A 24,406-nucleotide genomic window follows, 5' to 3' on the forward strand; every position below is an offset into this window, starting at 1 on the left:
CCAAGCCGGGCCGCGCCGGAACCAGCCCCGCACGACGCCCGGCGCGTCGGGCTCGCCAGGGCGGAGCAGCAGGTAGCCGAGGGCCGCAACCGGGACGAGCGCGGTGCCCGGCACGGCCGCGACGCCGGGCGTCACCGCCCCACCGAGAGTGAGGAGCGAGAAGACGGCCGCCGCGCCGACGTAGCCGATGACGAACCCCGGCACCACGCCGAACTTCGCCACCCGAGCCCACTCCAGCCGGGAGACGAGGGCGCGCTCCGTCCCGATGAGGCGCCGGCCCCACCGGGTCGTGACATAGACGAAGAGGAGGAAGAGGGCGACTGGCGTCAGCGAGATGGTCACCCCGCCGCCGCCGATCGACTGGCCGTGGCCCACGAACCAGATCGCCGTGCCGACCTGCACCGCCGAGAACCACCCGAGGCTCCCCTCCGGCGCCGCGAGCCAGCCGACGAGGGCCGGCAGGATGACGACCGCCCACGTGCCGATCGCGGCGAGCGCCCCAGAACGGATCGCGGCCGACCGGGCGCGCGAGGTGGCGGAGACGTGCGGCGGGTTGGACAGCTGACTCACTCCAGACGGCGGCTCGGGTCGGTGCCCCCATCGTCACAAGCGGGCAGCCCCGGAGCGAGCACCCACGCCGATCGAGGGACAGTTCGCCAAGGTCGGTGTGGCGAAGGGCACCATCGACGGGAAGCGAGCCCAGCGGCATACGGCCTAATAGGCGAAGGCGACCACCCCGCAAAGGGATGGCCGCCACACCAACTGCGGAAGCGCTACTTTTCGAGTCCCTGCATGATCTCGCGCATGAGCTGAGCGGTCTCGGACGGCGTCTTGCCAACCTTGACACCGGCGGCCTCGAGGGCCTCCTTCTTCGCCTGGGCCGTGCCGGAGGAGCCGGACACGATGGCGCCGGCGTGGCCCATCGTCTTGCCCTCGGGAGCGGTGAACCCTGCGACGTAGCCGACGACGGGCTTGGTCACGTGCTCCTTGATGTAGTCCGCCGCGCGCTCCTCCGCGTCGCCGCCGATCTCGCCGATCATGACGATCGCGTCGGTGTCGGGGTCGTTCTGGAACGCCTCGAGGCAGTCGATGTGGGTCGTGCCGATGATGGGGTCACCGCCGATGCCCACGGCCGTCGAGAAGCCGAAGTCACGCAGCTCGTACATCATCTGGTACGTCAGCGTGCCCGACTTCGAGACGAGCCCGATGCGGCCGCCACCCGAGATGGTGGCCGGGATGATGCCCGCGTTGGAGACGCCCGGCGTGATGAGGCCCGGGCAGTTCGGGCCGATGATGCGGGTCGTGCCCTTGGACTCGGCGTAGGTGAAGAATTCCGCCGTGTCCTTGACCGCGACGCCCTCGGTGATGACGACGACGAGCGGCATGGCGGCGTCGATGGCCTCCACGGCGGCGGCCTTGGTGAAGGCGGCCGGGACGAAGATGACGGAGACGTTGGCGCCGGTCGTGTCCATGGCCTCCTGGACGGTGCCGAAGACCGGCACCGTCATGCCGTCCTCGAAGTCGACCTTGGTGCCCGCCTTGCGCGGGTTGACGCCGCCGACGATGTTCGTGCCGGACTTGAGCATGCGCTGCGTGTGCTTCATGCCCTCGGACCCGGTCATGCCCTGGACGATGACCTTCGAGTCAGCGTTCAAAAAGATCGACATGGGAGAAAAGCCTCTTTCTTCGTTGTCTGTGCTGTCTCGGCGGTCAGTTCGCGGCGGCGGCGAGCTCCGCAGCCTTGCGGGCCGCGCCGTCCATGGTCTCCTCGATGATGACGCGCGGGTGGTTGCGCTCAGCGAGGATGCGGCGCCCCTCCTCGACGGCGTTGCCGTCGAGTCGGACCACGAGTGGGCGATCCTCTTCGTTTCCGAGGGCGTCGAGTGCGCCGACGATGCCCTTGGCGACCTCGTCGCAGGCGGTGATGCCGCCGAAGACATTGACGAAGACCGCCTTGACCTGCGGGTCCGACAGGATGATGTGCAGGCCGTTGGCCATGACCTCGGCGCTCGCACCACCGCCGATGTCGAGGAAGTTGGCGGGCTTCTGGCCCCCGAACTCCTCCCCGGCGTAGGCGACGACGTCGAGGGTGCTCATGACGAGGCCGGCGCCGTTGCCGATGATGCCGACCGAGCCGTCGAGCTTGACGTAGTTGAGGTCCTTCTCCTTGGCGGCCGCCTCGAGCGGGTCGGCGGCCTCCTTGTCCTCGAGGGCCGCGTGGTCCGGGTGCCGGAAGGCGGCGTTCGCGTCGAGGGAGACCTTGCCGTCGAGGGCGATGAACCCGCCCTCCTCGGTCTTGACGAGCGGGTTGACCTCCACGAGCGTGGCGTCCTCGTCGCGGTAGACCTCCCACAGCTTCTTCATGACGTCCTTGAGGCCGGGCTTGTCGACCTCGTCGAACCCGGCGGCGTCGACGATCTCCTGGGCCTTGGCGTCGTCGACGCCGACGTTGGGGTCGACCCCGATCTTCGCGAGAGCCTCGGGACGCTCCACGGCGAGCTGCTCGATGTCCATGCCGCCCTCCTTGGAGCACATGGCGAGGTAGCTGCGGTTGGCGCGGTCGAGCAGGATCGAGAAGTAGTACTCCTCGGCGATGCGGGCGCCGCCGGCGATCATGACGCGGTGCACGGTGTGGCCCTTGATGTCCATCCCGAGGATCTGCTCGGCGTGCGACTTCGCCTCATCGGGGGACTTGGCCACCTTGACGCCGCCGGCCTTGCCGCGACCACCCGTCTTGACCTGGGCCTTGACCACCGTGACACCACCGGACCTGGCGCCGATCTGCTCGGCTGCCGCGCGGGCTTCCTCAGGGGTGGTGGCGATGGCGCCTGCCAGAACCGGAACGCCGTGCGCCTCGAACATGTCGCGCGCTTGGTACTCGAAGAGATCCACGGGTGAGTCCGTCCTCGTCGTCGATGCGGAGTGTCCCTCGGACTCTAGACCCCTGCGGGTTGGTGCCAGAACCCGGCAACGACCCGACTGGACGTAGATCACACCGCCGTCTCACGGACCGACGAGTAGCCCCCGGGCGGGCGCCCGGGGGCTCCTGCCGTCACGCTCGCTCAGATGCGGCCGTATGCCGCTGGGCTCGCTTCCGCGGTCGCCTCCCCTCCCGCCGTGGCCGGCCCACGGGACTCCTCGTTCCGCGGCGTCCACCGGCGCCACCAGGAGTGCAGGCCGAGCCCGATCCACACGGTCGCGGCGACCATGAGCACGTTGCCGAGGGTCTGGGTGCGCGGCCCGAGGAGCGTCTCGTCCTCGAGCGCCTTGATCGCGTAGTACATCCCTGCACTGGCGATCGCGACGAGCACGAGGCGCCACCTCAGGTCGCGGACGAAGAGGATCAGGCCGACCGCAACGGCGCCCGGCAGCAGGAGGAGACCCGCGCCGCCGAAGAGGATGAGCCCCGGCAGCGGGGCAAGCCGCCACCACCGGGTCCGGCCAGCCGCTCGGGCCGCCGCGACGACCCCGATCAGGCCCCAGAGGAGGCTGGCGAACGCGAGGATCATCGCGGTCCCCAGCCAGGAGAACGAGGGCTCTGTCGAGATGAGCCGCATGAACAGGCGCGCCACCAGGCCCCAGGCGAGCCCGATCGCTGCGCCCCTGCCGAAGCCGGCGAACAGGGCGCGCATCACCACTCCACCGGAAGGCAGGCGATGCGTGCACCGGCCCCACCCGTCGTCGGGTCGGTCGGGTTGGCGTGGATGACGACCGATCGGGCCCCCGGCGTGGGCGTGAAGCGCACCACCGAGTTCGAGTCGCCCGCACCCGATGCATCGACGGTGAAGTCGAGCCAGACCTCGGTCTGGTCGGAGATGACGACCTTCGGGGCCCCGGAGTGGGCGTCGTGGTTGTAGTGGCCGCCTGACAGCAGCGGCTGGTCCGTCGCACAGGCGGCGTTGTGCAGGTGCGCCCCAAAGGTCCGTCCCGACACGCTGGGGTCGACGCCGCGGACATGGAGGACCGCCGTCGTGCCGGCTCCGTGGTCGACGAGCTGGAGCCGTGCCGTAGCAGAGTCGAACGGGCCTGCCGTGGTGGTGTCATAGTCGCGGAGCGGGTCGGAGAAGCGACTGATGACCGCTCCCGCCGCGATGGCCGTCGATCCGACCGCCATTGCGGCTGAGAATGCCACCAGTCCAGCCATCCCCCCACGAATTCTCTTGTGATTCATGGCTTTCTGCACCTTTCCGTGGTGTGGTTCATACACTTGGGCAGACGAGTGTCCGCGGCCTGCGGGTGACAGGCCGGGGGGTGAGGAATTCCTCGACTTTCGTTGTCACCCGGACCTGTTCGTCAATCGTCTGTCGAGGTGATGGATGCCTATCTCGTTGGTGCCGTGACGGGGCACCTGGCCACTAGGACCGACAACTTCGAGTCGCGAGCCGCCGCGTTGTTCAACGCGGAGGCTCCATCGCTGCTGCACCTGGCCCGGTTCTACGTCGATGACAAGACGGCCGCGGAGGACCTCGTGCAGGAGGCCTTCATCAAGCTGAGCCGGAACATGGCCCGCATCACCGACGAAGCGAGGTCAGCGGCATACCTCCGATCGATCGTCATCAACCTCGCCCGCGACCACAACCGGCGCGGCCTGGTGTCCCTGAGACACCACCCGCCTGCCGTCGAGGACGAGCCCTCGGCGGAGGAGGCGGCGCTGGGGCGGAGCGCGCGGGAGGACGTCATCGATGCCCTCCGTGGTTTGCCGGGGCGCCAGCGCGACTGCCTGACGCTCCGTTACTACTACGACATGTCGCCCGCCGAGATCGCCGATGGCCTCGGGCTGTCGGTCAACTCGGTCAAGACCCATCTCCAGCGAGGCCTGAAAACCCTCGCGACCATCCTCGAGGAGAAGCGATGAGCGATATCGAGCACCTGATCGAGGATGCGCTCAAGCCCGTGGGCGCCGCCCCTCCCCCGCCCTCCCCTGACCTGTTCGCTCGGGTCCTCGACTCGGTCCACGACGACCAGGCCCGGCGTCGCCGGCTGCGCCGGGACGTCGCGGCCTGGGTCGCCGGAGTCGCTGCCGCCACCACGCTCGTCCTCGTCCTCACCCCACGTTCGAACGGAGAACTGCACATGCCCTGGTGGATCCTCGAGCTCGCCACGAACCTCGCGCTCGTCGGCATCGCCGTGTGGCTGGGGCCGTTCATCAAACGGTTCGGCCGGGCCTACGCCGCCGACGTCTTCCACGACAACCCGCTCACCGGCAAGAGCTACATCGTCCTGACCGATGTCGTCTACTACCTGATCTTCGCCGCATACATCATGTTCACCGTGCGGTTCGCGCCACAGGTCGACTGGGGCAACGACATCACGGAGGTCGTGACGGCGGAGCAGCTGACCTACGAGGTCGCCCGGATCGGCGGGATCCTGCTCATCATCGGCGTCCTGCACGGCCTCAACATCGTGCTCATGCCGGTGCTGGGACGGCTCTTCTCGCTCAACCGTCGTGTCGACCGGCACGGCGAGCGGATCGGGGACCGCCCCTGACGGCCCATCGATTCCAGCCCCACGGTTGCGCGGCTCCCCCAACTCCGCGCAGCTCCCCAACGCGGCACCATCGACTCCGCGCGGCTCCGCCAATTCCGCGCGGGATAGCGCTCGGCGCGCGGTGTGCATGGCGCGCGGCTGGCGCTGGGCCGCGCGGTGTCGAGCATCCCGCGTCAACTGTCCCGTCCACACCCACACGCGAGATTTTTCGCCGTCCACAGGAAGTCGGCGCGGTGCCGCCCCCTCCAAGTGTCCGCGACATCGTCTGCGGCATGGACCTGTCACTGATCACCCGGCACGGCATCTTCGCCACCGCCGATGCCCGCGGGATCGGCCTGACGGACAACGACCTCAAGCGGCTGGTCGCCTCGGGCGAGTGCGTGCGACTGACGCGAGGCTGGTACGCACCGACGGCGAGTCCGATTGATTCGCTCGAGCAGCATCGTCTGACCGCATTGGCCTTGGGCCGGCAGTACTGCGGCAAGGCAGCGATCAGCCACTACTCAGCACTCATCGTCGAAGGCATCGCCACCTACGCAGTCGATCTCGACAATGTCCACCTGACCTTGGGCGCGACGCCGCAGCGCCAGACGGCCTCCGGTGGACGGCCTGCGAAGGCCTCGCGAGGCAAGCCACCCGGTGTGGCTTCCCGCCGAAGGGGTCTCGTCCTGCATCGGCCCATCGGCACCACGTGGTACCCAGAGCCGCAGGCTGGCCCCGGAGTGTGGATCACCCCGTCGATCACCCCCATCGCCTGGGCCCTTGTGCAGACCGGTCTGGTGTCGGGAGGCCTCAGTGCCCTCGTCTCCGCGGACTCCGCGCTCCACGCCGGGACCGTCTCGACGCAGGACCTTGTGGCGGCCGTCGAGCGGTTCCGCCGGCATCCCGGGATCGCGGGCGTCCGCGCCGCCCTCGCACACGCGAACGGTCGCCACGAGTCACCGGGTGAGACCCGAACCGCCTACGTCACGCGCCTGCTCGGCTTCGCCGTCGAACCACAGGTCGAGATCACCGCGGAGGGGTACGTCTATCGCGCCGACTTCCGGATCGTTGGCACGCGCGTCCTGATCGAGTTCGACGGCGCCGTCAAGTACGCAGGCGACCAGAAGGCACTCTTCGACGAGAAGCGTCGCGAGGACGCGCTCAGGCGTCAGGGATGGGTGATCGTCCGCATCGTCTGGGAGGAGCTGGATGACCTGGCGCTGATCCGGCGCAGGCTCCTGGACGCCCTTGACCTCGTCAGGACGGGCGCGTGACACCGCGCGGATGGACCCACACCGCGCGGGGTGACTGAGGGCGCGCGGGAAGGATGCCGCGCGTGGTCGGGCAGAGCGCGGCACGTCGGGTCCCACGCGCCGCAAGGCATCGCCGTATGCCGCTGTGCTGGCCTCGGCGCGTCAGGCCGGGGTGACGTTCTGGCGGACCCAGTCGACGATCTCGTGCGTCGTGGCGCCGGGCGTGAAGATCTTCGCCACGCCGATTCCCTCGAGCTGGGGGATGTCGCCGGCGGGGATGATCCCGCCGCCGAACACGAGGATGTCGCTTGCGTCGCGTTCCTTGAGCAGCTCGACGACTCGGGCGAAGAGCGTCAGGTGCGCGCCACTCAGCACGGACAGGCCGATCACGTCGGCGTCCTCCTGGATCGCTGCCTCGACGATCTGCTCCGGCGTCTGGTGCAGCCCGGTGTAGATGACCTCCATGCCGGCGTCGCGCAGCGCGCGGGCCACCACCTTCGCGCCGCGATCGTGACCGTCCAGGCCCGGCTTGGCGACGATGACGCGGACGACGGCTGCGGTGGTCGCGCTGGAGTCAGAGGGCGAAGTCATGCCGCGCACTCTAGTCAGGGCCGCGGTGCTGATCGATGAAACGTGATGGATCGCCCACTCCGGCGGGTAACGTCACCCACGTGGCAGTACCGGTGCGGTCAGCGCAGACCCCCCAGCACGAGCGGAGCCCAGTGGTGGGGTCCAGCGAACCTGCGGGACTGCTCGGCAGCCTGGGACGCGCCGCGAAGGCGCTGCTCACGCCGACCGGCCTGGCTGGAGCCGCTCTGGAGGCCACCTGGCTTGGTCTCCACCTCGGCATCTATCCCCTCGGCCTGATGGGTGCACGCGCCTCCGATCAACGCCGGGGCTATCGGGTGGACCACCTGCCGCCCACCCAGCGGGGCCTGGCCGTCCGGGACGTCGAGGCGGCCCAGACACCGATCCTGCTGGTGCACGGCATGATCGACAACCGGTCCATCTTCACCGTGCTGCGGCGCGGGCTGGTCAACCGCGGCTTCGGCAGGATCGAGACCTTCAACTACTCGGTCTTCACCAAGGACATCCGGGCTGCAGCGGCACGGCTCGGCGACGAGGTGGAGCGAATCGCCACCGAGACCGGCTACGAGCGGATCCACGTCATCGGGCACTCGCTCGGCGGGCTCATCGCCCGCTACTACGTGACGCGGCTCGGTGGGGATGAGCGGGTCCACACCCTCGTGACGCTCGGCACCCCACACCAGGGCAGCTATCTCGCCTACGCCTGGCACAACGGCCTCACCCAACAGCTCCGTCCGGGCAGCGGCCTGCTCGAGGAGCTGGCCGGGCCGGTCCAGGACTGCCAGACCCGGTTCATCGTCTACTGGTCCGACCTCGACCAGGTGATCCTTCCTCAGCGCAACGCGGCGCTGCACCATCCGGACCTCAACGTCCACAACATCGAGCTCCACGGGGTCGGCCACGGCAGTCTCCCGTTCACCCGAACCGTCGTCCACGGCATCTCCACCGCCCTCGCGCATCTCGACTCCTCCGGCGCGACCGTGACCCGTGGTGTGAGCGAGTTCACACGGCGGCGGGTGAGCACTCCCGATGCGGATCCGACACGGGCGGCAGGGCTGCGCCGCTGAATTCGTGGCCGTGGTCGCAAATCGGTAGAAATTCGGTTGCGGTTCGGCTTTCCCTTCCGTCGAAGATCCCCTAGTGTCAGGCCTGGTCGTGATCCCTCCTCCACGACGCAGACCAAAGGAGAACGGTGCCCGATTTCTCGATAACGAATCGGTCAAGTTAGCCTCATGGCTGCAATCGGTCTGAGATAGGTAAGCGCTGCGTGTCAACCAAAATGTATGTGGGTCGTCATCGGCCTACGATCAAGCCCGCCCGGGGTCGTCAGTTCGTTGTCCCCGTGGCTCTGCTCTCATCCACTGTCGCCGCTGGGCTTCTCGTCCGTGACGCCGGAGCGAGTCCGCTGAGCGCCGAGGCCGCTGCGATGAAGAACGTCTCCAACTCCGTGGCGGGTCTCGGGCTGGTGGCCGATGCGGATGCCGTCGCGGCTGCGACCGGCGACCGGGGCAACCTGCGTGCCTCCCGTGACGGAGCGCGCGCCGAGGCCGCCCTCGGCCTCGCGGCCAGCTCTGCGGCTGACGCCGGGGTGGACGCCGCCAAGGTGGCACTGGAGCGCATCGCCGTCGAGAAGGCCGCGGCCAAGAAGGCCGCAGCGGCGAAGGCCGCCGCGGACAAGCAGAAGAAGGAGGCGGAGCGCAAGCGCCGCCTCGCTCTTGCCCAGCGTTGGATCGCGCCCTTCCACGGCTACACGCTCACGTCCGGCTATGGCTGGCGCTGGGGCCGGATGCACCCGGCCCAGGATCTCGCGGCCCCGACCGGGACCCCGGTCCACTCCATGTCGAGCGGCACCGTCATCTTCTCCGGCTGGTCCAACGAGGGCTACGGCTACATGGTGAAGATCCGCTACTGGGACGGCACCGTGTCCTGGTTCGCACATAACAGCCGACTGCTCGTGAGCGTCGGCGAGCAGGTCGCTCCGGGCCAGAAGGTCTCCTACAGCGGCAACACGGGCAACTCCACCGGCCCGCACCTGCACCTTGAGATCCATCCCAATGGGGGTGGCCCGGTCGCCCCACGCAGTTGGCTCGCCGCGCGCGGCATCTACCTCTGACGGCTGCATCGAGTGTGCAGCTCGTGAACTGCACTCTCGGACGGGCGAGTCAGAGCTTGACGACCGGGGCGTAGCGCAACAGCAATCGCTTGACGCCGAGGTCTGCACCGAAGTCGACGTGTGCCAAGGACTTCTCGCCCTCACCCTCGACCCGCACCACCGTGCCCAGCCCGAAGGCGTCGTGCGTCACGCGGTCTCCGGGCTTGAGTGAGACGATCGCCCTGGTGCCGGGACTGCGCACACCAGGTCGAGCCGCCAGGGTCGCGACCGCGGGCTGACCCGAGCCCCGGGCTCCGGAGAAGGATGGCCCGAGCCGGTGCCAGTCCAGCAGGTCGCCGGGGATCTCGTCGAGGAACCGCGACGGCGGACCGTACTGCGGTGAGCCCCAGGCCGAACGCACGGCCGCCCGCGTCAGGTAGAGCCGCTCGCGGGCCCTGGTGATGCCGACATACGCCAGCCGGCGCTCCTCCTCGAGCTCCTTCGGATCGGCGAGCGATCGGAGATGGGGGAACGTGCCGTCCTCCATGCCGGTGAGGAAGACGACGGGGAACTCCAGGCCCTTCGCCGTGTGGAGCGTCATCAGCGTCACGACGCCCTGTGCCTCCGCGTCCGGCTCGTCCGGGACCTCGTCGGCGTCGGCGACGAGGGAGACCTGCTCGAGGAACTCCTCCAGCGCTCCCGCCGGACCGACGTCCTCGGGCTCCGCGCCGGACGCCGGACCCTCGAGGGCGCGCCGCTCGTCGAACTCCTGGGCGACAGCGACGAGCTCGGCGAGGTTCTCGACCCGGGTCTCATCCTGCGGGTCATGACTCGCCCGGAGCTCGGCCAGGTAACCGCTCTGCTCGAGAACCGCCTCGAGCAGCAGAGCGATCCCGCCACCGCTCTCGTAGACGGTCCCCAGCGCCTCGAGAAGGGCGGTGAAACCCTTGATCGCTGCGACCGACCTGGTCGCTATGCCGGGGGCATCCTCGGCTCGCCCCAGTGCGGCGACAAAGGGAATCCGCTCCCGCTCGGCGAGCGCCGCGACGCAGGCCTCGGCGCGGTCACCGATGCCGCGCTTCGGCACGTTGAGGATCCGGCGCAGGTTGACCGTGTCGGTCGGGTTGGAGACGACGCGCAGATAGGCCAGGGCGTCCTTGACCTCGCGACGCTCGTAGAACCTCGTGCCGCCGACCACCTTGTAGGGTAGGCCGACCCGGACGAGGACCTCCTCGATCGCGCGGGACTGGGCGTTGGTGCGGTAGAACACGGCCACGTCCCCCGGCCGCACCCCATGCTCGGCCAGGTCGTCGATCTGCTTCGCGACGAACGCCGCCTCGTCATGCTCGTTGTCGGCCACATACCCCACGATGAGCGGTCCGTCGCCGGAGTCGGTCCAGAGGTTCTTGGCCCGCCGGCTCTCGTTGCGGGCGATGACGGAGTTCGCGGCGCGCAGGATGCGCTGGGTCGAGCGGTAGTTCTGCTCGAGCAGGATCGTCCGCGCGTCCGGGTAGTCCTGCTCGAATTCGAGGATGTTGCGGATCGAGGCCCCCCGGAAGGCGTAGATCGACTGGTCGGAGTCGCCCACGACGCACAGCTCACCTGGTGTCATGGCCGGGACGTCCGAGTCGTCCCCGGGCACCCCCTCGCCCACGAGCTCCTTGATCAGCTGGTACTGCGCCTGGTTCGTGTCCTGGTACTCGTCAACGAGGATGTGCCGGAAGCGCCTCCGGTAGTACTCCGCGACGTCCGGGAAGGCCTGCAGCATGTTGACCGTCATCATGATGATGTCGTCGAAGTCCAGGGCGTTGGCCTGGCGGAGCCGGCGTTGGTACTGGGTGTAGGCCGCCGACAGCGTCCGCTCATGATGATTGCCCTCGGACACCTGACTGGCGTAGGTCTCGTCGTCGATGAGCTCGTTCTTGAGGTTGCTCACCTGGGCGGAGAAGCTGCGCGGCGCATAGCGCTTCGGGTCGAGGTCGAGGTCGCGGATGACGAGGCTCATGAGCCGTTGGCTGTCAGCCGCGTCGTAGATCGAGAACGTCGACTTCATCCCGACCTTGGCGGCCTCACGGCGCAGGATGCGCACGCACGCCGAGTGGAACGTCATGACCCACATCGAGCGCGCCCGCGGCCCGACGAGGGCCTCGACACGCTCACGCATCTCGGCAGCGGCCTTGTTGGTGAACGTGATCGCCAGGATCTGCCCCGGCTGGGCGCCGCGCTTCCCGAGCAGCCACGCGATCCGGTGGGTCAGCACGCGCGTCTTGCCGGACCCAGCCCCGGCGACGATCAGCAGCGGGCTGCCCTCGTGCACCACGGCCTCCCGTTGCTGCGGGTTGAGTCCTTCCAGCAGCGTCTCCGGGTCGGCTGAGCCCCACGCAGGTGCCGTATGCCGCTGAGCCGGCTCCGCGCCCACCTGACCTCCGCGCGCCGCCGCGTCCGCCCACGTCGGGACCCCACGCTCGGTGACCTGTGGGACGGTGGATGCGGACTGCGGCCCATCGGGCCCGAAGAGGTCGTCGAACAGCGTGCTCATGGTCCGTCCAGCCTACGTTGGCAGACCGACACCCGTTGCCATCCATCCCCACTGCGTCGTGGGTGATGGGCCTGGGACGGGCCGCGCGGTGCGCAAGGATGGGGACGTGTCCAACCCCTCAGCCCCCGACTCACCACTGACCGACTCGACGGCGTTCACCATCCGGGAGGCAACCGTCGACGACGTCGAGGACATCGCCCGCCTCGTTCGGGAGCTCGCTCTCTACGAGCGGGCTCCGGAGGCGGCCACTGCGACACCCGACCACTTCCGCGAGGCGCTCTTTCCCCGGGAAGCGAGCCCAGCGGCATACGCCCATGTGGCCGAGCGGGACGGAGCTGTGGTCGGGATGGCGGTGTGGTTCGTCAGCTTCTCCACGTGGACGGGGCGGCACGGGCTGTGGCTCGAGGACCTGTTCGTCGAACCGGCCCAACGTGGCCTCGGCATCGGGAAGGCGCTGCTGACGCGGCTGGCTGCGATCTGCACCGAGCGCGACTGGACCAGGCTCGAGTGGGTCGTGCTCGACTGGAACTCCCCAGCGATCGAGTTCTACCGATCCCTGGGCGCGACGCCCCTCGACGAGTGGACGACGTACCGGGTGAGCGGTGACGCACTGCACGACCTCACGACACGTGACGTGGGCCATTAGGCCCTGCCACCGGACGTACTCAGAGAGGATGCTCACGAGTAGCACCCCTGGAGACCGGAGCCGCCATGCCAGCACTTCGCAAGCGCCGCGTCGGAGCCGTGGACACCATGTGGCTCAACATGGACCGGCCCAACAACCTCATGGTCATCGAGGCGCTCATCTTCCTCGACGGCGTGCCCGACTGGGACGAGGTCATCGAGCTGTTCCGTCACCAGGTCCTCGAGCAGTTCCCGGTGTTCAGGCAGCGCCCGGAGCAGCCCGGTCTGATGGGCCAGCCGTGGTGGGTCGAGGACGAGGACTTCTCGCTGGACCGGCACATCATCCGCGTGGACCTGCCGACGCCCGGCGACGACGCCACGCTCCAGGCCCACATGGAGCAGGAGCTCGACATCCCGCTGGATCGGGACCACCCGCTGTGGCGGGTGCATCTCATCAGCGGCTACGGGTCCGGCTCCGCGATCTTCCTGCGCATCCACCACTCCCTCGGGGACGGGATCGCGCTGACGCGGGTGCTGCTCTCGCTGACGAAGGGCGAGCCGGACGCGACGACCGAGATCGCGGTGACCACTGAGGTCAGGCCGGACGAGAGCCTGACCGGTGCCGCCGACGAGAACGGCACCGGTGTGATCGAGGACCTGGCCGGGCTCGTGGGCTCGGGGCTCCAGCTAGCACGGGATGGCGTCGCCCAGCTGCTGCGCCTGGCCACCCCGGACGGCGCCTTGGCTGCGACCCGCGAGGTGGGCCGCACGACGCGAGTCCTCGGTGACCTGCTCTTCTCGCACAATCCCGACACCTTCTTGTCCGGGGCGCCCGGCGGGACGAAACGCATCCGCTGGAGCGGTCCGCTGCCTCTCGCCGACGCCAAGCAGCTCGGACGCCTGGCGGGAGCGACCCTCAACGACGTGCTGATGAGTGCCGTGGCCGCAGCGCTGCACCGCTACCAGCTCGACAACGACCAGGAGCCGGTTGACCTCATCACGATGGTGCCGGTCAACATCCGACCCCTCGACGAGCCGCTGCCGCCCGAGCTCGGGAACGCGTTCGCGCTCGTCCTGTTCCGGTTCCCCAGTGGCCTCAGTGCGCCGCTCGCCCGGCTGGCCGAGACGAAGCGTCGAATGGACCGGATCAAGAGCTCGCCCGAGGCGGTCATCACCTTTGCCATCATCAACGCCATCGGCCACCTGAGCGCAAACGTCGCGCGCATCTTCGTCGACTTCTTCGCGAACAAGACCATCGGCGTGACGACCAACGTCGCCGGGCCGCGCTCCAGTCGGACCTTGGCCGGCGTGCCGGTGGGCGGCATCCTCGGGTGGGTGCCCGGCTCAGGCCGCCAGACGCTCGGGGTGTGCATCTTCACGTATGCCGGCACGGTACGCGTCGGGTTCATCAGCGATGCCGCCGTCATCCCGGATCCCGAGCGACTCCTCGAAGCCTTCGAGGACGAGGTGGAGCACATCATCCACATGGGGCGCCCCCTTCCACGCGGCGGACGGAAGCGCCGTGCCGACCGATAACGCTCGTCAGCACATCGACGTGGCGGCGGACCTCGACACCGTCCTCGCCACCATCCGCGACGTGGGAAGCCAGCCGGACTGGATCCCCACGATCAAGGAGGCCGAGGTGGACGAGACAGACTCGTCGGGCCTGCCCAGGACGGCGCGCTTCGCTGCCTCAACCGCCGTGGGGACCGACCGGTACACGCTTGCCTACGAGCACTCGCCAGGGGGCATGGGCTGGTCCATGGTCGAGGGTCGGCTGCAGACCGGCCAGGAGGGGCGCTACACCCTCGAGCGTCTGGACGACGGAGCGACCCGGGTCACCTATGACCTGACGATCCACCACAACCTGCCGCTGCCGGGCTTCCTCCGATCCCGTGTCATCAAGGGCCTCGTCGACGAGACGCTCAAGGGCCTGCGGTCACGGCTCGAGGGCGCTGGCTGAGCAACGCGATCGGCCGACGTGGCGTGGTCGTAGGGTGTCGTCATGACGACTGCAAGGGGTGTCTTCGTCCGAGAGCACGGTGAGCGTGACGTCCTCGAGGTGCGCGAGCACGACGTGCCGGATCCCGGTCCGGGTGAGGTCCAGGTCGAGGTCGCAGCCACCGGGGTGAACTTCATCGACGTCTACCGGCGTCAGGGCGTCTACCCCGGGACGACGCCGTTCGTCCTCGCCGAGGAGGGCGCCGGCAGGGTGGTCGCCGTGGGCCAAGGCGTCGAGTCGTTCTCCGTGGGCGACCGCGTGGCCTGGCCCCAGGGCCAACCCAGCGCAACCACCGTCGCCAACCAGACAGCCGACATGGTTGTCTCCGTGCCCGAGGGAGTCGAGCTCGAGACGGCCGCAGCGGCCATGCTCCAGGGCCTCACGGCCCATTACCTCGTCACCAGCACGTATGCCGCTGGGCCGGGTGACGTGGCCCTCGTGCACGCCGCGGCCGGCGGGGTTGGGCAGCTCCTCGTCCAGCTGCTCGTCGCGAAGGGCTGCACTGTCATCGCGACCGCCGGATCCGACGAGAAGTGCGAGATCGCAAGGGAACTCGGGGCGACGCACAAGATCAACTACTCGAACTACTCGCGGACGGAGGACCTCGCGGCTGCGGTGCGTGACGCAGCCGGACGGGGCGTGGACGTCGTCTACGACGGAGTGGGCAAGGCGACCTTCGACGCCTCACTCGCCTCACTGCGACGGCGCGGGCTCATGGTGCTGTTCGGCGGGGCGAGCGGTCAGGTGCCGCCCTTCGACCTGCAGCGGCTCAACTCGCTCGGATCCCTCTTCGTGACCCGCCCGAAGCTCCTGGACCACATCGCCGAGCGTGAGGAGCTCGAGTGGCGGGCGAGCGAGGTCTTCGCCGCGATCGAGGACGGAAGCCTCAAGATCGAGGTCGGCGGCCGCTACTCCTTCGACAGGGCGGCCGAGGCCTATGAGGCGTTGGAATCCCGACGAAGCACGGGCAAGCTGATCCTCGTCCCCTCTGACGGGGACTCGAAGTGAGCCGGATCCTATTCCGGCACAACCGAATCTGGACCGGCGACCCTTCCTCTCCGTGGACTGACGCCCTGCTCGTCGAGGACGGCCGGGTCGTGGCGGCCGGGGCAGACGCGGTGGACGGTGACATCGGTGAGGTGGTCGACCTGCCGGGCGCCCTCGTCATGCCGGGCCTGCACGACGCCCACATCCACACCGAATGGGTCGCCCGCGACCTCGCGGAAGTCGACCTGAGGCAGGCACGCTCGCTCGAGGAGGCACTCGAGCTGATCCGCGGTCACGTCGCCTCCTCCCCCTCCGGCCGCCCGCTCAGCTCCGGTCGGTGGAACAGCAACCGGTGGGCCGTCCCGGTCCAGCCCGACCGGCACGCGTTGGATTCGGTGACCGGCGACCGGGTCGCCGTCCTCGACTCCGTCGACGGCCATACCGTCTGGGCGAACTCCCGTGCCCTGCAACGCGCGGGCATCACTCGCGACACGCCGGACCCGGTCGGTGGCGAGATCGTCCGGGATGCGGGGGGCGAGCCGACGGGCATCCTGCGTGAGTCGGCACAGCGTCTCGTCGACCCGCTCATCGAGGGACCGGATGCTGAGCCGCTGCGTCCGCTCCTCGAGCGGTGCCAGTCGTGGCTGCTGTCCGTCGGGCTGACGAGCATCACGGACATCGACGGCGAGGACGCACGCGCTGCCTACCTGGCGATGCACCAGGACGACGCCCTGCGGGTGCGCGTGACGAAGTGCGTCCGAGATGGCGATCTCGAGCTCGCCCTGTCGGAGGGGCGTCGCTCTGGCCACGGCGACGATCGCTTCCGCGTGGGACCGGTGAAGTTCTTCAGCGACGGCGCCCTCGGCTCGCACACAGCCCACATGACCGAGCCCTATGTGGGCAGCATGGCCGGCCACGAGACGTGCGGCATCGCCGTCACGCCGTATCCCATTCTGCTCGAACGGGTCCGGATGTGCCTGGACGCCGGGCTCGACGTCATCACCCATGCGATCGGAGACGAGGCGAACCGGCTCGTCCTCGACGCGTTCCAGGTCATGCGGGAAGAGGGGCACAGCGGGCTGCTCCGCATCGAGCACGCCCAGCACGTGCGACCGGTGGACATCCCGCGCTTCCGCTCCCTCGACGTCGCCGCCTCGATGCAGCCGAGCCACTGCACCGCAGACCTCGAGCTCGCCGATGACATCCTCGGCCCGCGCCGCCTCGCCTCCTATGCCTGGCGGTCCTTCCTCAACGCCGGCGTCCGGGTCGCCTTCGGGTCCGATGCGCCGGTCGAGGACCCGAATCCCTTCTACGGGCTGCACGCTGCCGTGACCCGTCGACGGGCGGACGGCCACCCGATCGGCGGGTGGCGTCCGGAGGAGCGGATCTCGCTCGACGAGGCCGTCCACGCCCACACCGTCGTGGCGCATGAGTCCGTCGGGCGCCACGATGTGGGTCGGCTCAGTCCGGGTCAGCTCGCCGATTTCGTCTCCGTCGACCGCGACATCTGGGAGCTCGAGAACGCCGACCCGATGGCGATCCGGGACACGCAGGTTCTCCAGACCTGGGTGGGCGGGAAGCTCGCCTTCGAGCGGGACTGAGCCCAGCGGCATACGGCATCGTCTGTGACGGATCAGCCACGAACGACCGTTGGTCACCACGTGCCGCTGACGTCGCCCTGATTCGTGCGGGACTCCGGCGGACGGTAGCCCCTCGCGAGGGCGATGGTCGTCCGAAGCTTTGCCTGCTGACGGTCGGCTGCGCGCAAGAGGACTGACCGAACCCAGTCCTGCCGGTGCATGGCCTGCACCCACGACACGCGAAGCACGAGCCAGCCGTCAAGGGCGAGCTCGTCGTAGCGCCAGCAGTCGCGCGTGATCTGGTCGCGCTGGGTGTGGAACTCGTGGCTGTCAGCCTCGACCACGATGCGCAGGTCGCAGTCGACGAGGTCCGGGTGGATCGTCCGACCGGCAACGCTGACCGCGGCCTGTGGCTCCAGCCTCAGACCTGGCACGCCAAGTGAGATTCCACGAATGACGGACTCGAACGGATTCGCGGCCTCGCGCCTCGCGTACCAGACGACGTCAACGGCAGCGTCGCGGCCGCGGCCAGGGAGCGCCTCGGCGGCAGCAAGCAGATCTGCCCTGCTCACCCCGGCGCGCAAGGCGGAGTCTGCGATGGCCAGGGCCTCGTCGAGCGGAAAGGTGGTGGCACAGTCGATCACGGTCAGGACCGGCGTCGTGCGCCAGCCGTCGACCTCCCTCTCGGGCAACTTGCGCCATCGGACGTCGAGCTCACGCTGGTCGCTCTTCGTGACCTTGCGGCCTCGAGGGACGATGATCTCCGGTTTGGGTGGCTGGATCTTGAGGGCCCAGCCCCATGACGCCGCCGCACTGCGCAGACCAACCACGGCCGTCAACCGATGAGCCGCCATGCGCGCCTTCTCGGCCGCCGGGAGGGCGTACCGGCCGCGGTTGGTCCGCAGCACCTCTCCCTCTGCCACCGCTCGCGCGATCTCGGCGTCCTCGAACCACCGCGTCAGCTCCGAGCGGCTCGCCACTCCACCGAGGCGGTTCATCAGAGCAACGGGATCGGTCGGAGCGTCGAGCAGCGAAGTGTCCGGCATGGACCCACTGTGCCGGTGTACCGGGAGAGACCCCGGCGTCATCCACACTCTCTGGTCAGACGACCGTTTCTGTCCCTGGGCGTGCCTGCCCTCGCGTTCTCAGCACGGCGAACCACCCGAGCCATGAAGCCGGCGAGCAACGGTCGTCCGGCGCGTCGGCAGGAGCGGTACGGTCGCGCCATGGGAGAAGGCCACCGGTACATCTACACCGACAAGCAGATGCCCACGGTCCATGGCGCCATGGCCCAGGTGTCCAACGAGATCCGTGCCCGGGCGGAGGAGCATGGCATCAACCGGGCCGTGCTCGAGCTGGTGAACTTACGGGCGTCCCAGATCAACGGCTGCGCCTTCTGCCTCCACCTGCACACCCACCTCGCCCTCCGTGGCGGTGAGTCGCCCCAGCGGATCGCCGTGCTGTCCGCCTGGCGGGAGTCCGGGATGTTCACGCGCCTCGAGCAGGCTGCGCTGAAGATCGCTGAGGCCGTCACCCTCGTCGCCGACCGCCACCTCAGCGACGACGAGTACGACCTGCTGCGTGAGGACCTCACCGACGACCAGCTCGCGCTGCTCGTCTATGCGGCGTCGATGATCAACGCCTTCAACCGGATCTCCATCCTCAGCCACCACCCCGTCACGTACCGGGAGCAGTTCGGCTCCCCGCCGGGAGACGCGAGCGCCGCTCGGTAGCCCACTGCGTCAGTCGTTGCCCGGCACGATGCTGAGCAGGAGCGTCGCGAAGAGGGTCAGCGCTCCGACGACGAGCAGGAAGATGCCGATGATGCCGACACTGCCGGCGCCGTCCGCAGTGGAGTTCAGCCGTCGCCGCCGTCCGACGACGACGAGGGCTCCCCCCGCGACGACCCAGACCAGTCCGATGAGGAGTCCGGCAAGGACTCCGCCGTTCCAACGCACCTCGGCCGGCTCACCAGAGGGCGGCGACGAGCGCGGCCAGCAGCCCTGCGCCACCGGCGGCGTCGAGCTGTGTCTTCGCGGACTGGCCCTTGCGCGAGCGGGCGTTGCCGATCTCGGCCATCGCGACGACGACGAGGCCGAGCACCAGCTTGACGCCGATCTTCGGGTAGTTGAGCGTCTTGTCCATGGACTCGGCCAGGCCGACGATGAGCAGACCCAGCAGGAACTGCGCCCGAGCCGCCCACAGGACGGCCTGCGGGAAGCGCTCGGCACCGCGTGACACGACCCATCCGCCGACGATGACGGCAAAGCCGAGCAGATGGAGGGCGACGACGAGCTTGTAGAGGAAGTCCATGGCGGGCATCCTACGGACGGCCCAGGTAGCCCTCGGACAGGTGGTGCCACGAGCGACTGAGCGGGTAGTCGCCGAGCTGTTCGACCGCCACCCAGCGGGCGTCCCCCGTCGTTCCGCCGACGTCGTTGATGACGACCTCGCGTGGCTCCGGGCACGTCGCGCGGTAGACGATGCGCACGGCGTGGAAGTCCTCGACCACGCCGTTCGGCGCCCGGCCGATCCAGTGCGAGGACTGCACGTCGACGAGGCCCTCGAGAGCGATGCGCTGACCGGTCTCCTCCCACACCTCCCGATGGACGCCCTCGACCGGCGACTCGCCCGCATCAAGCCCACCCCCGGGCAGTCCCCACTCGCCGGGGATGTGCGTCTGGTCGTTGAACTGGGTCAGCAGCAGCCCACGGTCGCTCGTCACGATGGCGTAGGCGGCAACCCGCTGGAAGGGATCACCCGCCTCACCGGGCGCCACGTCTGGGTCCCGCGGGACGTCCTCTGCAAGAAGGGGTATGCCGCTGAGCTCGCTCACGCTGAACGCCAGCTCGAGCGCCCCTTCCTTCACTACATCTGCCGCCCAAGGTGATTCGATACGCCAGCCTTGCTGGGCCAGGAGGGCAGCGGGGGGCTGCCCATGGGCGAGTCGGCCGGCGTCGACCCGGGTTCCGTCCGGCGCCAGCCCCACGACACGAATTCCACCGGGGACATTCGTCCTCATCGGCGACCCACAGCCGCGGACAGGGCGATCGCCCGCTCGTACTCGGCGACCGTGAGCGCCGCGACGCGGGGCCAGTCCTGATCCGGAGGGTGCTCGAGGTTCCAGCGGCGCATTGCGGCGAGGCGCTCGCGGTCGGCAGCGAGACCCGCCAGGGCACCGGCCATGGCTGCGTCGTCCGGCACGATGAGACCGCCTTCCCCATGGGTGACGAACTCGCCGATCCCGGACCCGGACCGCCCCACGACGGGCAGTCCGGTGGTCCGTGCCTCGAGCGCCGCGATCCCGAAGGACTCGAGGGCCGACGGTGACACGTAGACGTCTGCAGCGGCATACCTGGCTCGCAGCTCGTCGCGCGGGACCCGGCCGGGCAGGGACACCCAGTCGATGCCCTCGTCGGCGAGATAGGACTCGACCTTGCCTCGGTCGGGCCCCTCGCCGAGGATCGTCAGGCTGAAGGAGCCGGCGCCGGCCAGTCGCTCGGCGCGGGCGACCAGCTCGACGAGGGCGCGGGGACGCTTGCGCGCGGCGAGCCGCATCGCGGTGACCAACCGCAGCGGCATTTCTTGTTCACTCGATTGAGGGGTGGGGGTGGTGGGGGGGCGCCAGCGGTCCACGTCGATCCCGTTCGGCAGGACGGAGACCGACGCGGACGGCCCGACGAGGTCTCGCAGGGGCCGCGCCGCCACCGCCGACACGGCCGACATCGCGACGCCCTTGGCGGCCCACCTCTTCACAAAGCCGACGGCACCGAAGCCGGGCGCCACCGGCCCGAGCATGCAGTGCCACGTCATCGCGGTGGGAAGGCCGAGGCCGAGGGTGACTCGAGTGCTGTCCCAGGCGAACGGTGAAACGACCCCGGTCTGGATGTGGGCCACGTCGAAGCCGCCTCCGGTGAGGCGACGGCGCAGCTCACGTGGCGCGAGTGGGTTGACAGGCAGCTCCCACGGCAGGCGGATGGCGAGGCGGTGCACCGGCATGCCGTCGACGACGGTGATCTCCCCGTGCATCTCACCGTCCGGACCAGGGGTCGCGGTGAAGACCTCGACCTGGTGCCCGAGCTCGACGAGGTGGCGGGCCAGGTCGTGCGACTGGATCTCGATCCCACCCAACCTGGGTAGGTAACAGTCCGTCAGCAGTGCCACCTTCACGGGATCACTCTGTCATGCGCGCCAACCCGTCTTGAGTGCCCCGGCTCGGACACTCGCGACGAGCATCCGGCCGTCGCCGAAAAGAGGCAGGAGAAAGACGAGGTGGGCGGCGTACCACCACGCCAAGCCCGACTCAGGGAGCACCATCCACCAGACAGGGGCGGCGAGGAGACAGGCGCCCGGACCGGCCAAGGCGACGAGGCCGACCTCACGGGCCGAGAGCGTGCCGAGCGGTGCCACCGAGAACCGCCAGGCGGTGCGCTCGAGGGTGATGTGGGTCACGCCGGGGGGGCACCGCAGCAGGACCACGTGGGCGACCTCGTGCAGCGCGAAGGAGCCCACCAACCCCACGACGACCACCTGACCGAAGCCCGCTGCCACGTCGATGAGGCTGTGGTCGCCGGACACCACGTGCCACACCGCGGCGCCGCCGACGAACAGGACGACGAGCCCGAGCAGCGGCCAGACCTGCATGGCCACTCCCCCGACCACGTGGCGCAGCCGCAGCTCGGCGACCGGCCACGTCCGCACGCTAGCTATGGGACCGCTCGCGGATCAGCTCGGCCCGGTACGCCTTGAGACTGTGGAAGGCGATCTGGGTGAGCGTGACGAGCCCGAACAGGACGAGGAAGATGACAACCAGGCCCAGCGGGTTGTCGACGCCCATCGACGAGCCGATGACCCCCTCCCGCACCTCGCGGGTCTCGAAGAAGACGGACCCGAAGAGTCCTTCCTTGCGCACGTTGTCCTCATCGGTCGAGAACATGAGATAGAGCAGTGCTCCCGCTGCGACTACGAGGGTCAGCAGCGCCGCGCCAACCGTGCTGTTGACGAGCAGAAGCGCCTTTTTCATTTCTTCTCCTTGAATCGAAGGCTCGAATTCCTTGGACGCTGTACCAGACGATGAGCGCACCGGTTCCGGCTGCAATGATGAGGACCACGGTCTGCGGCAGCTGCAGAATTCCGAGCGCAATTCCCAGGAGGCCAAGGACGGCAGCGGTGACGGAGAGCCCAACAAAAACCGAGAATGGGTTGTCGCTCTCGGCGGGAAAAGCAATTCCGATGCAGATCGCGACCAGGGCGCCACCGAGGCACCCGACGAGGGCGAGCGCCGCGCCAGCGAGGTGGTCGGGCCGCACGGCGGCGAGGACGGCCACGGTCGGCACGGCGACGGCCCCGACCAGGACCATGTGGGCCTTGACGAGCCTGCCGTACGTCCGCCAGGGCTGCGCCCCGTCGGCCACCAGCACGCGCAGCGGCTCGGTCGCAGCAAACTGGTAGAGGCCGCTCATGGACAACACGGCGAGCGCCCACAGCGGGTTGACGACGGGATCGATGATCAAACCGATGAAGACGACCACCGACACGGCGATCGCCAGCCAGGTCTGCGAGCTCCGCAAGAGGCACCGATCGTAGGGGCCCAGCCGCCGAGTGAGCGGCCAGTCGAACGGCAGGTTGAGGTAACGGGAGTGGGCAACATGCTGGTTGGGCGTGGCCCAGAGCGCCACGGCCACGAGCGCCGCGGCCGCCAGGAGGAACACGGCCACCATGGCGACCGGTCCGTACATGCGCGTGATCCAGGCGAGTGAGGCGACCCAGACGTACTCGGAGCGGTCGGACAGGTAGGCCTCCGTCGCCCGTGACGAGAGCGGCCCCAACCTCGACGCGTACAGCATGATCAGCCCGAACACGACGAGGATGAGGACGAGGTGCTGGACGCGCTCCAGCCCGACCAGGGAGAGGATCCGGCCGAGCACGAGGTAGCCGACGCTGAGCACGAGATAGGTCAGGATCATCGGGAAGACGATGGCCTCGAGCAGCCGGAGCAGAGCGGCCGGTCCGAGGAGGACGAGCGCTGCGGCGGTGAGCGAGGTGAACCCGATCATCGAGACGATGCCCGCCATGCTGGCCTCGTAGACGAGCAGGGCGACGGCGCGTTCCCGGTTCGTCAGGGGCAGCTGAAAGCTGAGCTCGAGCATCCCGGCGGCGTTGAGGAAGAGGATCTTGACGAGCAGGAAGGCGATCTGGACCCAGAGCACCACGGAGACGGTCGACATCTCGAACAGCAGGCCCCACACCTTGGCCTCGGACGTCATCGGCTCCAGGAAGAAGTAGGCGGCGATGGCGCCGGTCACGAGGATGGTGGCCACCATCGCCAGCGCCAGCACCTTCACCGGGGCCGACCGGAGCACGCCCATGCGAGAAACCCGTCGGAGGAAGAAGCGCAGAAGCATCCGCGCCAGGACGAGTGAGCTGCGCAGTCTCATGGCCGGCGGGACTGCGAGTCGAGGTGTCCGAAGACCATCGTGGCGAGCGAGCCGTGCTCCTCCACCAGCGAGGACGTGCTCGCATCGGCGACGAGGATGCCGTGATCGAGGAAGAGCACCCGATCGGCGAGCCGCTCGAGGAGGGCGAAGTCGTGGGTGCACAGGACGACCGACCGGCCCTCGTCGCGGAGCCGCGTCAGCTCCTGCTCCGTGAGGTACAGCGCCTCGATGTCGATCCCGTTGAGGGTCTCGTCGATGATCGTGAGGGGCCGGCGCATGAGCAGCGCAGAGATGAGCTGCGTCTTCTTGCGCATGCCGTGGGAGTAGTCCTCGATGAGGTCGTCGTAGCGGCCCGACATCGAGAAGGTCTCGAAGAGCCGATCGGCGACGGCATGGTCCACCTCGACTCCGTAGAGCCGGCCGAGCATCTCGACGTACTCCCGTCCCGTGAGGAACTGCGGCAGGTAGTCGTTGCTGGCGAGGTACATCGCCGCTGACTTCGCCACCGGCGACACGTGCTCGTGGCCTCCGACGGCGATCGATCCGGCTTGCAGCTGAAGCAGGTCGAAGACCGTCTTGATGAGGGTCGACTTGCCCGAACCATTCGGGCCCAGCAGGCCCACGATCTCTCCGGCGTCGACGTCGAAGCCGACCTGCTCGAGGACGGTGACGAACCCGTCGTACGAGTAGGTGACGCCCATGACTTCTAGCACTGGCACTGGCGGTGTCCCTTCCTCGGCACAGCATGCGGGGCGACGTGCGGCCGGCCCAGGGAGCCTGGGCCATGAGCCGGCCACACGTCGTCGAGCAGAGCAGGATGGCGTCAGCCGGTCAC

The 24,406-nt window shown here is 69.0% G+C and carries 27 protein-coding genes; 11 read left to right on the top strand and 16 right to left on the bottom strand.

Translation table 11 applies throughout. The annotated features are described in order from the left end of the window. The 5 genes from VIR15_RS08145 to VIR15_RS08165 all read right to left on the bottom strand — a co-directional run. Positions 1 to 570, bottom strand: a 570-nt coding sequence (locus VIR15_RS08145) for a cell division protein PerM (RefSeq protein WP_331926975.1), incomplete at its 3' end; no start/stop codon positions are given. A 203-nt stretch (positions 571 to 773) separates the two neighbouring features. After that, a complete protein-coding gene (gene sucD / locus VIR15_RS08150) occupies positions 774 to 1,667 on the bottom strand; it encodes a succinate--CoA ligase subunit alpha (protein WP_331926976.1) in 894 nt (297 codons plus the stop codon). A gap of 43 nt (positions 1,668 to 1,710) precedes the next feature. Further along, a complete protein-coding gene (sucC, locus tag VIR15_RS08155; protein ID WP_331926977.1) occupies positions 1,711 to 2,892 on the bottom strand; it encodes an ADP-forming succinate--CoA ligase subunit beta in 1,182 nt (393 codons plus the stop codon). A gap of 170 nt (positions 2,893 to 3,062) precedes the next feature. After that, entirely contained in the window at positions 3,063 to 3,632 is a 570-nt protein-coding gene (locus tag VIR15_RS08160) for a hypothetical protein (RefSeq protein ID WP_331926978.1), read from the bottom strand. Continuing rightward, positions 3,632 to 4,132 (bottom strand): superoxide dismutase family protein, encoded by a 501-nt coding sequence (locus VIR15_RS08165; protein WP_331926979.1) that lies wholly within the window; start codon positions 4,130 to 4,132, stop codon positions 3,632 to 3,634. The genes VIR15_RS08160 and VIR15_RS08165 overlap by 1 nt, the downstream gene beginning before the upstream one ends. A 180-nt stretch (positions 4,133 to 4,312) precedes the next feature. On the opposite strand from VIR15_RS08165, the gene VIR15_RS08170 reads away from it, so the two are divergent. The 3 genes from VIR15_RS08170 to VIR15_RS08180 all read left to right on the top strand — a co-directional run bounded on the left by VIR15_RS08170 (position 4,313) and on the right by VIR15_RS08180 (position 6,743). Then, on the top strand, positions 4,313 to 4,855 hold the full coding sequence (locus VIR15_RS08170) for an RNA polymerase sigma factor (RefSeq protein WP_331926980.1): 543 nt from the start codon (positions 4,313 to 4,315) through the stop codon (positions 4,853 to 4,855). Next, on the top strand, positions 4,852 to 5,487 hold the full coding sequence (locus VIR15_RS08175; protein ID WP_331926981.1) for a hypothetical protein: 636 nt from the start codon (positions 4,852 to 4,854) through the stop codon (positions 5,485 to 5,487). The genes VIR15_RS08170 and VIR15_RS08175 overlap by 4 nt, the downstream gene beginning before the upstream one ends. Positions 5,488 to 5,759: 272 nt before the next feature. Next, the gene (locus tag VIR15_RS08180; RefSeq protein ID WP_331926982.1) at positions 5,760 to 6,743 is read left to right on the top strand and encodes a type IV toxin-antitoxin system AbiEi family antitoxin domain-containing protein; all 984 of its coding nucleotides are present in this window, start codon (positions 5,760 to 5,762) and stop codon (positions 6,741 to 6,743) included. Positions 6,744 to 6,884: 141 nt separating this feature from the next. Here the strand turns inward: VIR15_RS08180 and icmB are convergent, their stop codons facing one another. Next, entirely contained in the window at positions 6,885 to 7,313 is a 429-nt protein-coding gene (icmB, locus tag VIR15_RS08185; RefSeq protein ID WP_331926983.1) for a coenzyme B12-dependent isobutyryl CoA mutase small subunit, read from the bottom strand. 80 nt (positions 7,314 to 7,393) lie between these two features. Here icmB and VIR15_RS08190 point away from each other — a divergent pair, with 80 nt between their 5' ends. Both VIR15_RS08190 and VIR15_RS08195 read left to right on the top strand, forming a co-directional pair. After that, positions 7,394 to 8,377, top strand: a complete 984-nt coding sequence (locus tag VIR15_RS08190; RefSeq protein ID WP_331926984.1) for an esterase/lipase family protein — start codon at positions 7,394 to 7,396, stop codon at positions 8,375 to 8,377. A 275-nt stretch (positions 8,378 to 8,652) separates the two neighbouring features. Next, a complete protein-coding gene (locus VIR15_RS08195; protein ID WP_331926985.1) occupies positions 8,653 to 9,423 on the top strand; it encodes a M23 family metallopeptidase in 771 nt (256 codons plus the stop codon). Between the two features lie 49 nt (positions 9,424 to 9,472). On the opposite strand, the gene pcrA is transcribed toward VIR15_RS08195, so the two are convergent. After that, on the bottom strand, positions 9,473 to 11,941 hold the full coding sequence (gene pcrA, locus VIR15_RS08200) for a DNA helicase PcrA (protein WP_331926986.1): 2,469 nt from the start codon (positions 11,939 to 11,941) through the stop codon (positions 9,473 to 9,475). A gap of 106 nt (positions 11,942 to 12,047) precedes the next feature. Here pcrA and VIR15_RS08205 point away from each other — a divergent pair, with 106 nt between their 5' ends. The 5 genes from VIR15_RS08205 (at position 12,048) to VIR15_RS08225 (ending at position 17,155) form a co-directional block, all read left to right on the top strand. Further along, the gene (locus VIR15_RS08205; protein WP_331926987.1) at positions 12,048 to 12,587 is read left to right on the top strand and encodes a GNAT family N-acetyltransferase; all 540 of its coding nucleotides are present in this window, start codon (positions 12,048 to 12,050) and stop codon (positions 12,585 to 12,587) included. 65 nt (positions 12,588 to 12,652) lie between these two features. Further along, on the top strand, positions 12,653 to 14,101 hold the full coding sequence (locus tag VIR15_RS08210) for a wax ester/triacylglycerol synthase family O-acyltransferase (RefSeq protein WP_331926988.1): 1,449 nt from the start codon (positions 12,653 to 12,655) through the stop codon (positions 14,099 to 14,101). Next, the gene (locus VIR15_RS08215; RefSeq protein WP_331926989.1) at positions 14,088 to 14,528 is read left to right on the top strand and encodes an SRPBCC family protein; all 441 of its coding nucleotides are present in this window, start codon (positions 14,088 to 14,090) and stop codon (positions 14,526 to 14,528) included. Before VIR15_RS08210 ends, VIR15_RS08215 begins: the two co-directional genes overlap by 14 nt. A 42-nt stretch (positions 14,529 to 14,570) precedes the next feature. Further along, positions 14,571 to 15,575: a quinone oxidoreductase family protein gene (locus VIR15_RS08220; protein ID WP_331926990.1), complete on the top strand. Its 1,005-nt coding sequence runs from the start codon at positions 14,571 to 14,573 to the stop codon at positions 15,573 to 15,575. Further along, positions 15,572 to 17,155: an amidohydrolase gene (locus VIR15_RS08225; RefSeq protein WP_331926991.1), complete on the top strand. Its 1,584-nt coding sequence runs from the start codon at positions 15,572 to 15,574 to the stop codon at positions 17,153 to 17,155. The genes VIR15_RS08220 and VIR15_RS08225 overlap by 4 nt, the downstream gene beginning before the upstream one ends. A 53-nt stretch (positions 17,156 to 17,208) precedes the next feature. Here VIR15_RS08225 and VIR15_RS08230 read toward each other — a convergent pair whose 3' ends face one another. After that, a complete protein-coding gene (locus VIR15_RS08230; protein ID WP_331926992.1) occupies positions 17,209 to 18,180 on the bottom strand; it encodes a hypothetical protein in 972 nt (323 codons plus the stop codon). 180 nt (positions 18,181 to 18,360) lie between these two features. Here VIR15_RS08230 and VIR15_RS08235 point away from each other — a divergent pair, with 180 nt between their 5' ends. Beyond that, positions 18,361 to 18,867 (top strand): carboxymuconolactone decarboxylase family protein, encoded by a 507-nt coding sequence (locus VIR15_RS08235; RefSeq protein ID WP_331926993.1) that lies wholly within the window; start codon positions 18,361 to 18,363, stop codon positions 18,865 to 18,867. Positions 18,868 to 18,876: 9 nt separating this feature from the next. Here the strand turns inward: VIR15_RS08235 and VIR15_RS08240 are convergent, their stop codons facing one another. The 8 genes from VIR15_RS08240 to VIR15_RS08275 all read right to left on the bottom strand — a co-directional run bounded on the left by VIR15_RS08240 (position 18,877) and on the right by VIR15_RS08275 (position 24,290). Further along, positions 18,877 to 19,092 (bottom strand): hypothetical protein, encoded by a 216-nt coding sequence (locus VIR15_RS08240; protein WP_331926994.1) that lies wholly within the window; start codon positions 19,090 to 19,092, stop codon positions 18,877 to 18,879. Positions 19,093 to 19,102: 10 nt separating this feature from the next. Beyond that, complete coding sequence (locus VIR15_RS08245) at positions 19,103 to 19,447, bottom strand: hypothetical protein (protein WP_331926995.1); 345 nt, start codon at positions 19,445 to 19,447, stop codon at positions 19,103 to 19,105. A 10-nt stretch (positions 19,448 to 19,457) separates the two neighbouring features. Further along, a complete protein-coding gene (locus tag VIR15_RS08250) occupies positions 19,458 to 20,003 on the bottom strand; it encodes an NUDIX hydrolase (RefSeq protein WP_331926996.1) in 546 nt (181 codons plus the stop codon). Positions 20,004 to 20,152: 149 nt separating this feature from the next. Beyond that, positions 20,153 to 21,304, bottom strand: a complete 1,152-nt coding sequence (locus tag VIR15_RS08255; protein WP_331926997.1) for a glycosyltransferase family 4 protein — start codon at positions 21,302 to 21,304, stop codon at positions 20,153 to 20,155. Positions 21,305 to 21,316: 12 nt separating this feature from the next. After that, entirely contained in the window at positions 21,317 to 21,835 is a 519-nt protein-coding gene (locus VIR15_RS08260) for a hypothetical protein (RefSeq protein ID WP_331926998.1), read from the bottom strand. Between the two features lies 1 nt (position 21,836). Further along, positions 21,837 to 22,070 carry a hypothetical protein gene (locus VIR15_RS08265; RefSeq protein ID WP_331926999.1) on the bottom strand — a complete coding sequence of 78 codons (234 nt, stop codon included), beginning with the start codon at positions 22,068 to 22,070 and terminating at the stop codon, positions 21,837 to 21,839. Further along, entirely contained in the window at positions 22,054 to 23,571 is a 1,518-nt protein-coding gene (locus VIR15_RS08270) for a hypothetical protein (RefSeq protein WP_331927000.1), read from the bottom strand. Before VIR15_RS08270 ends, VIR15_RS08265 begins: the two co-directional genes overlap by 17 nt. Beyond that, the gene (locus VIR15_RS08275; RefSeq protein ID WP_331927001.1) at positions 23,568 to 24,290 is read right to left on the bottom strand and encodes an ABC transporter ATP-binding protein; all 723 of its coding nucleotides are present in this window, start codon (positions 24,288 to 24,290) and stop codon (positions 23,568 to 23,570) included. Before VIR15_RS08275 ends, VIR15_RS08270 begins: the two co-directional genes overlap by 4 nt. Positions 24,291 to 24,406 lie beyond the last annotated feature (116 nt).

Origin of the sequence: Intrasporangium sp. (assembly GCF_036566125.1) — a bacterium.
GTDB lineage: Bacteria > Actinomycetota > Actinomycetes > Actinomycetales > Dermatophilaceae > Intrasporangium.

What these genes read in the sequence shown, in the direction of transcription:
- sucD (WP_331926976.1), bottom strand. Translation starts at nt 1,667, where the DNA reads ATGTCGATCTTTTTGAACGCTGACTCGAAGGTCATCGTCCAGGGCATG.
- VIR15_RS08160 (WP_331926978.1), bottom strand. Translation starts at nt 3,632, where the DNA reads ATGCGCGCCCTGTTCGCCGGCTTCGGCAGGGGCGCAGCGATCGGGCTC.
- VIR15_RS08170 (WP_331926980.1), top strand. Translation starts at nt 4,313, where the DNA reads ATGGATGCCTATCTCGTTGGTGCCGTGACGGGGCACCTGGCCACTAGG.
- VIR15_RS08175 (WP_331926981.1), top strand. Translation starts at nt 4,852, where the DNA reads ATGAGCGATATCGAGCACCTGATCGAGGATGCGCTCAAGCCCGTGGGC.
- VIR15_RS08180 (WP_331926982.1), top strand. Translation starts at nt 5,760, where the DNA reads ATGGACCTGTCACTGATCACCCGGCACGGCATCTTCGCCACCGCCGAT.
- icmB (WP_331926983.1), bottom strand. Translation starts at nt 7,313, where the DNA reads ATGACTTCGCCCTCTGACTCCAGCGCGACCACCGCAGCCGTCGTCCGC.
- pcrA (WP_331926986.1), bottom strand. Translation starts at nt 11,941, where the DNA reads ATGAGCACGCTGTTCGACGACCTCTTCGGGCCCGATGGGCCGCAGTCC.
- VIR15_RS08210 (WP_331926988.1), top strand. Translation starts at nt 12,653, where the DNA reads ATGCCAGCACTTCGCAAGCGCCGCGTCGGAGCCGTGGACACCATGTGG.
- VIR15_RS08220 (WP_331926990.1), top strand. Translation starts at nt 14,571, where the DNA reads ATGACGACTGCAAGGGGTGTCTTCGTCCGAGAGCACGGTGAGCGTGAC.
- VIR15_RS08230 (WP_331926992.1), bottom strand. Translation starts at nt 18,180, where the DNA reads ATGCCGGACACTTCGCTGCTCGACGCTCCGACCGATCCCGTTGCTCTG.
- VIR15_RS08235 (WP_331926993.1), top strand. Translation starts at nt 18,361, where the DNA reads ATGGGAGAAGGCCACCGGTACATCTACACCGACAAGCAGATGCCCACG.
- VIR15_RS08245 (WP_331926995.1), bottom strand. Translation starts at nt 19,447, where the DNA reads ATGGACTTCCTCTACAAGCTCGTCGTCGCCCTCCATCTGCTCGGCTTT.
- VIR15_RS08265 (WP_331926999.1), bottom strand. Translation starts at nt 22,070, where the DNA reads ATGTTCTCGACCGATGAGGACAACGTGCGCAAGGAAGGACTCTTCGGG.
- VIR15_RS08270 (WP_331927000.1), bottom strand. Translation starts at nt 23,571, where the DNA reads ATGAGACTGCGCAGCTCACTCGTCCTGGCGCGGATGCTTCTGCGCTTC.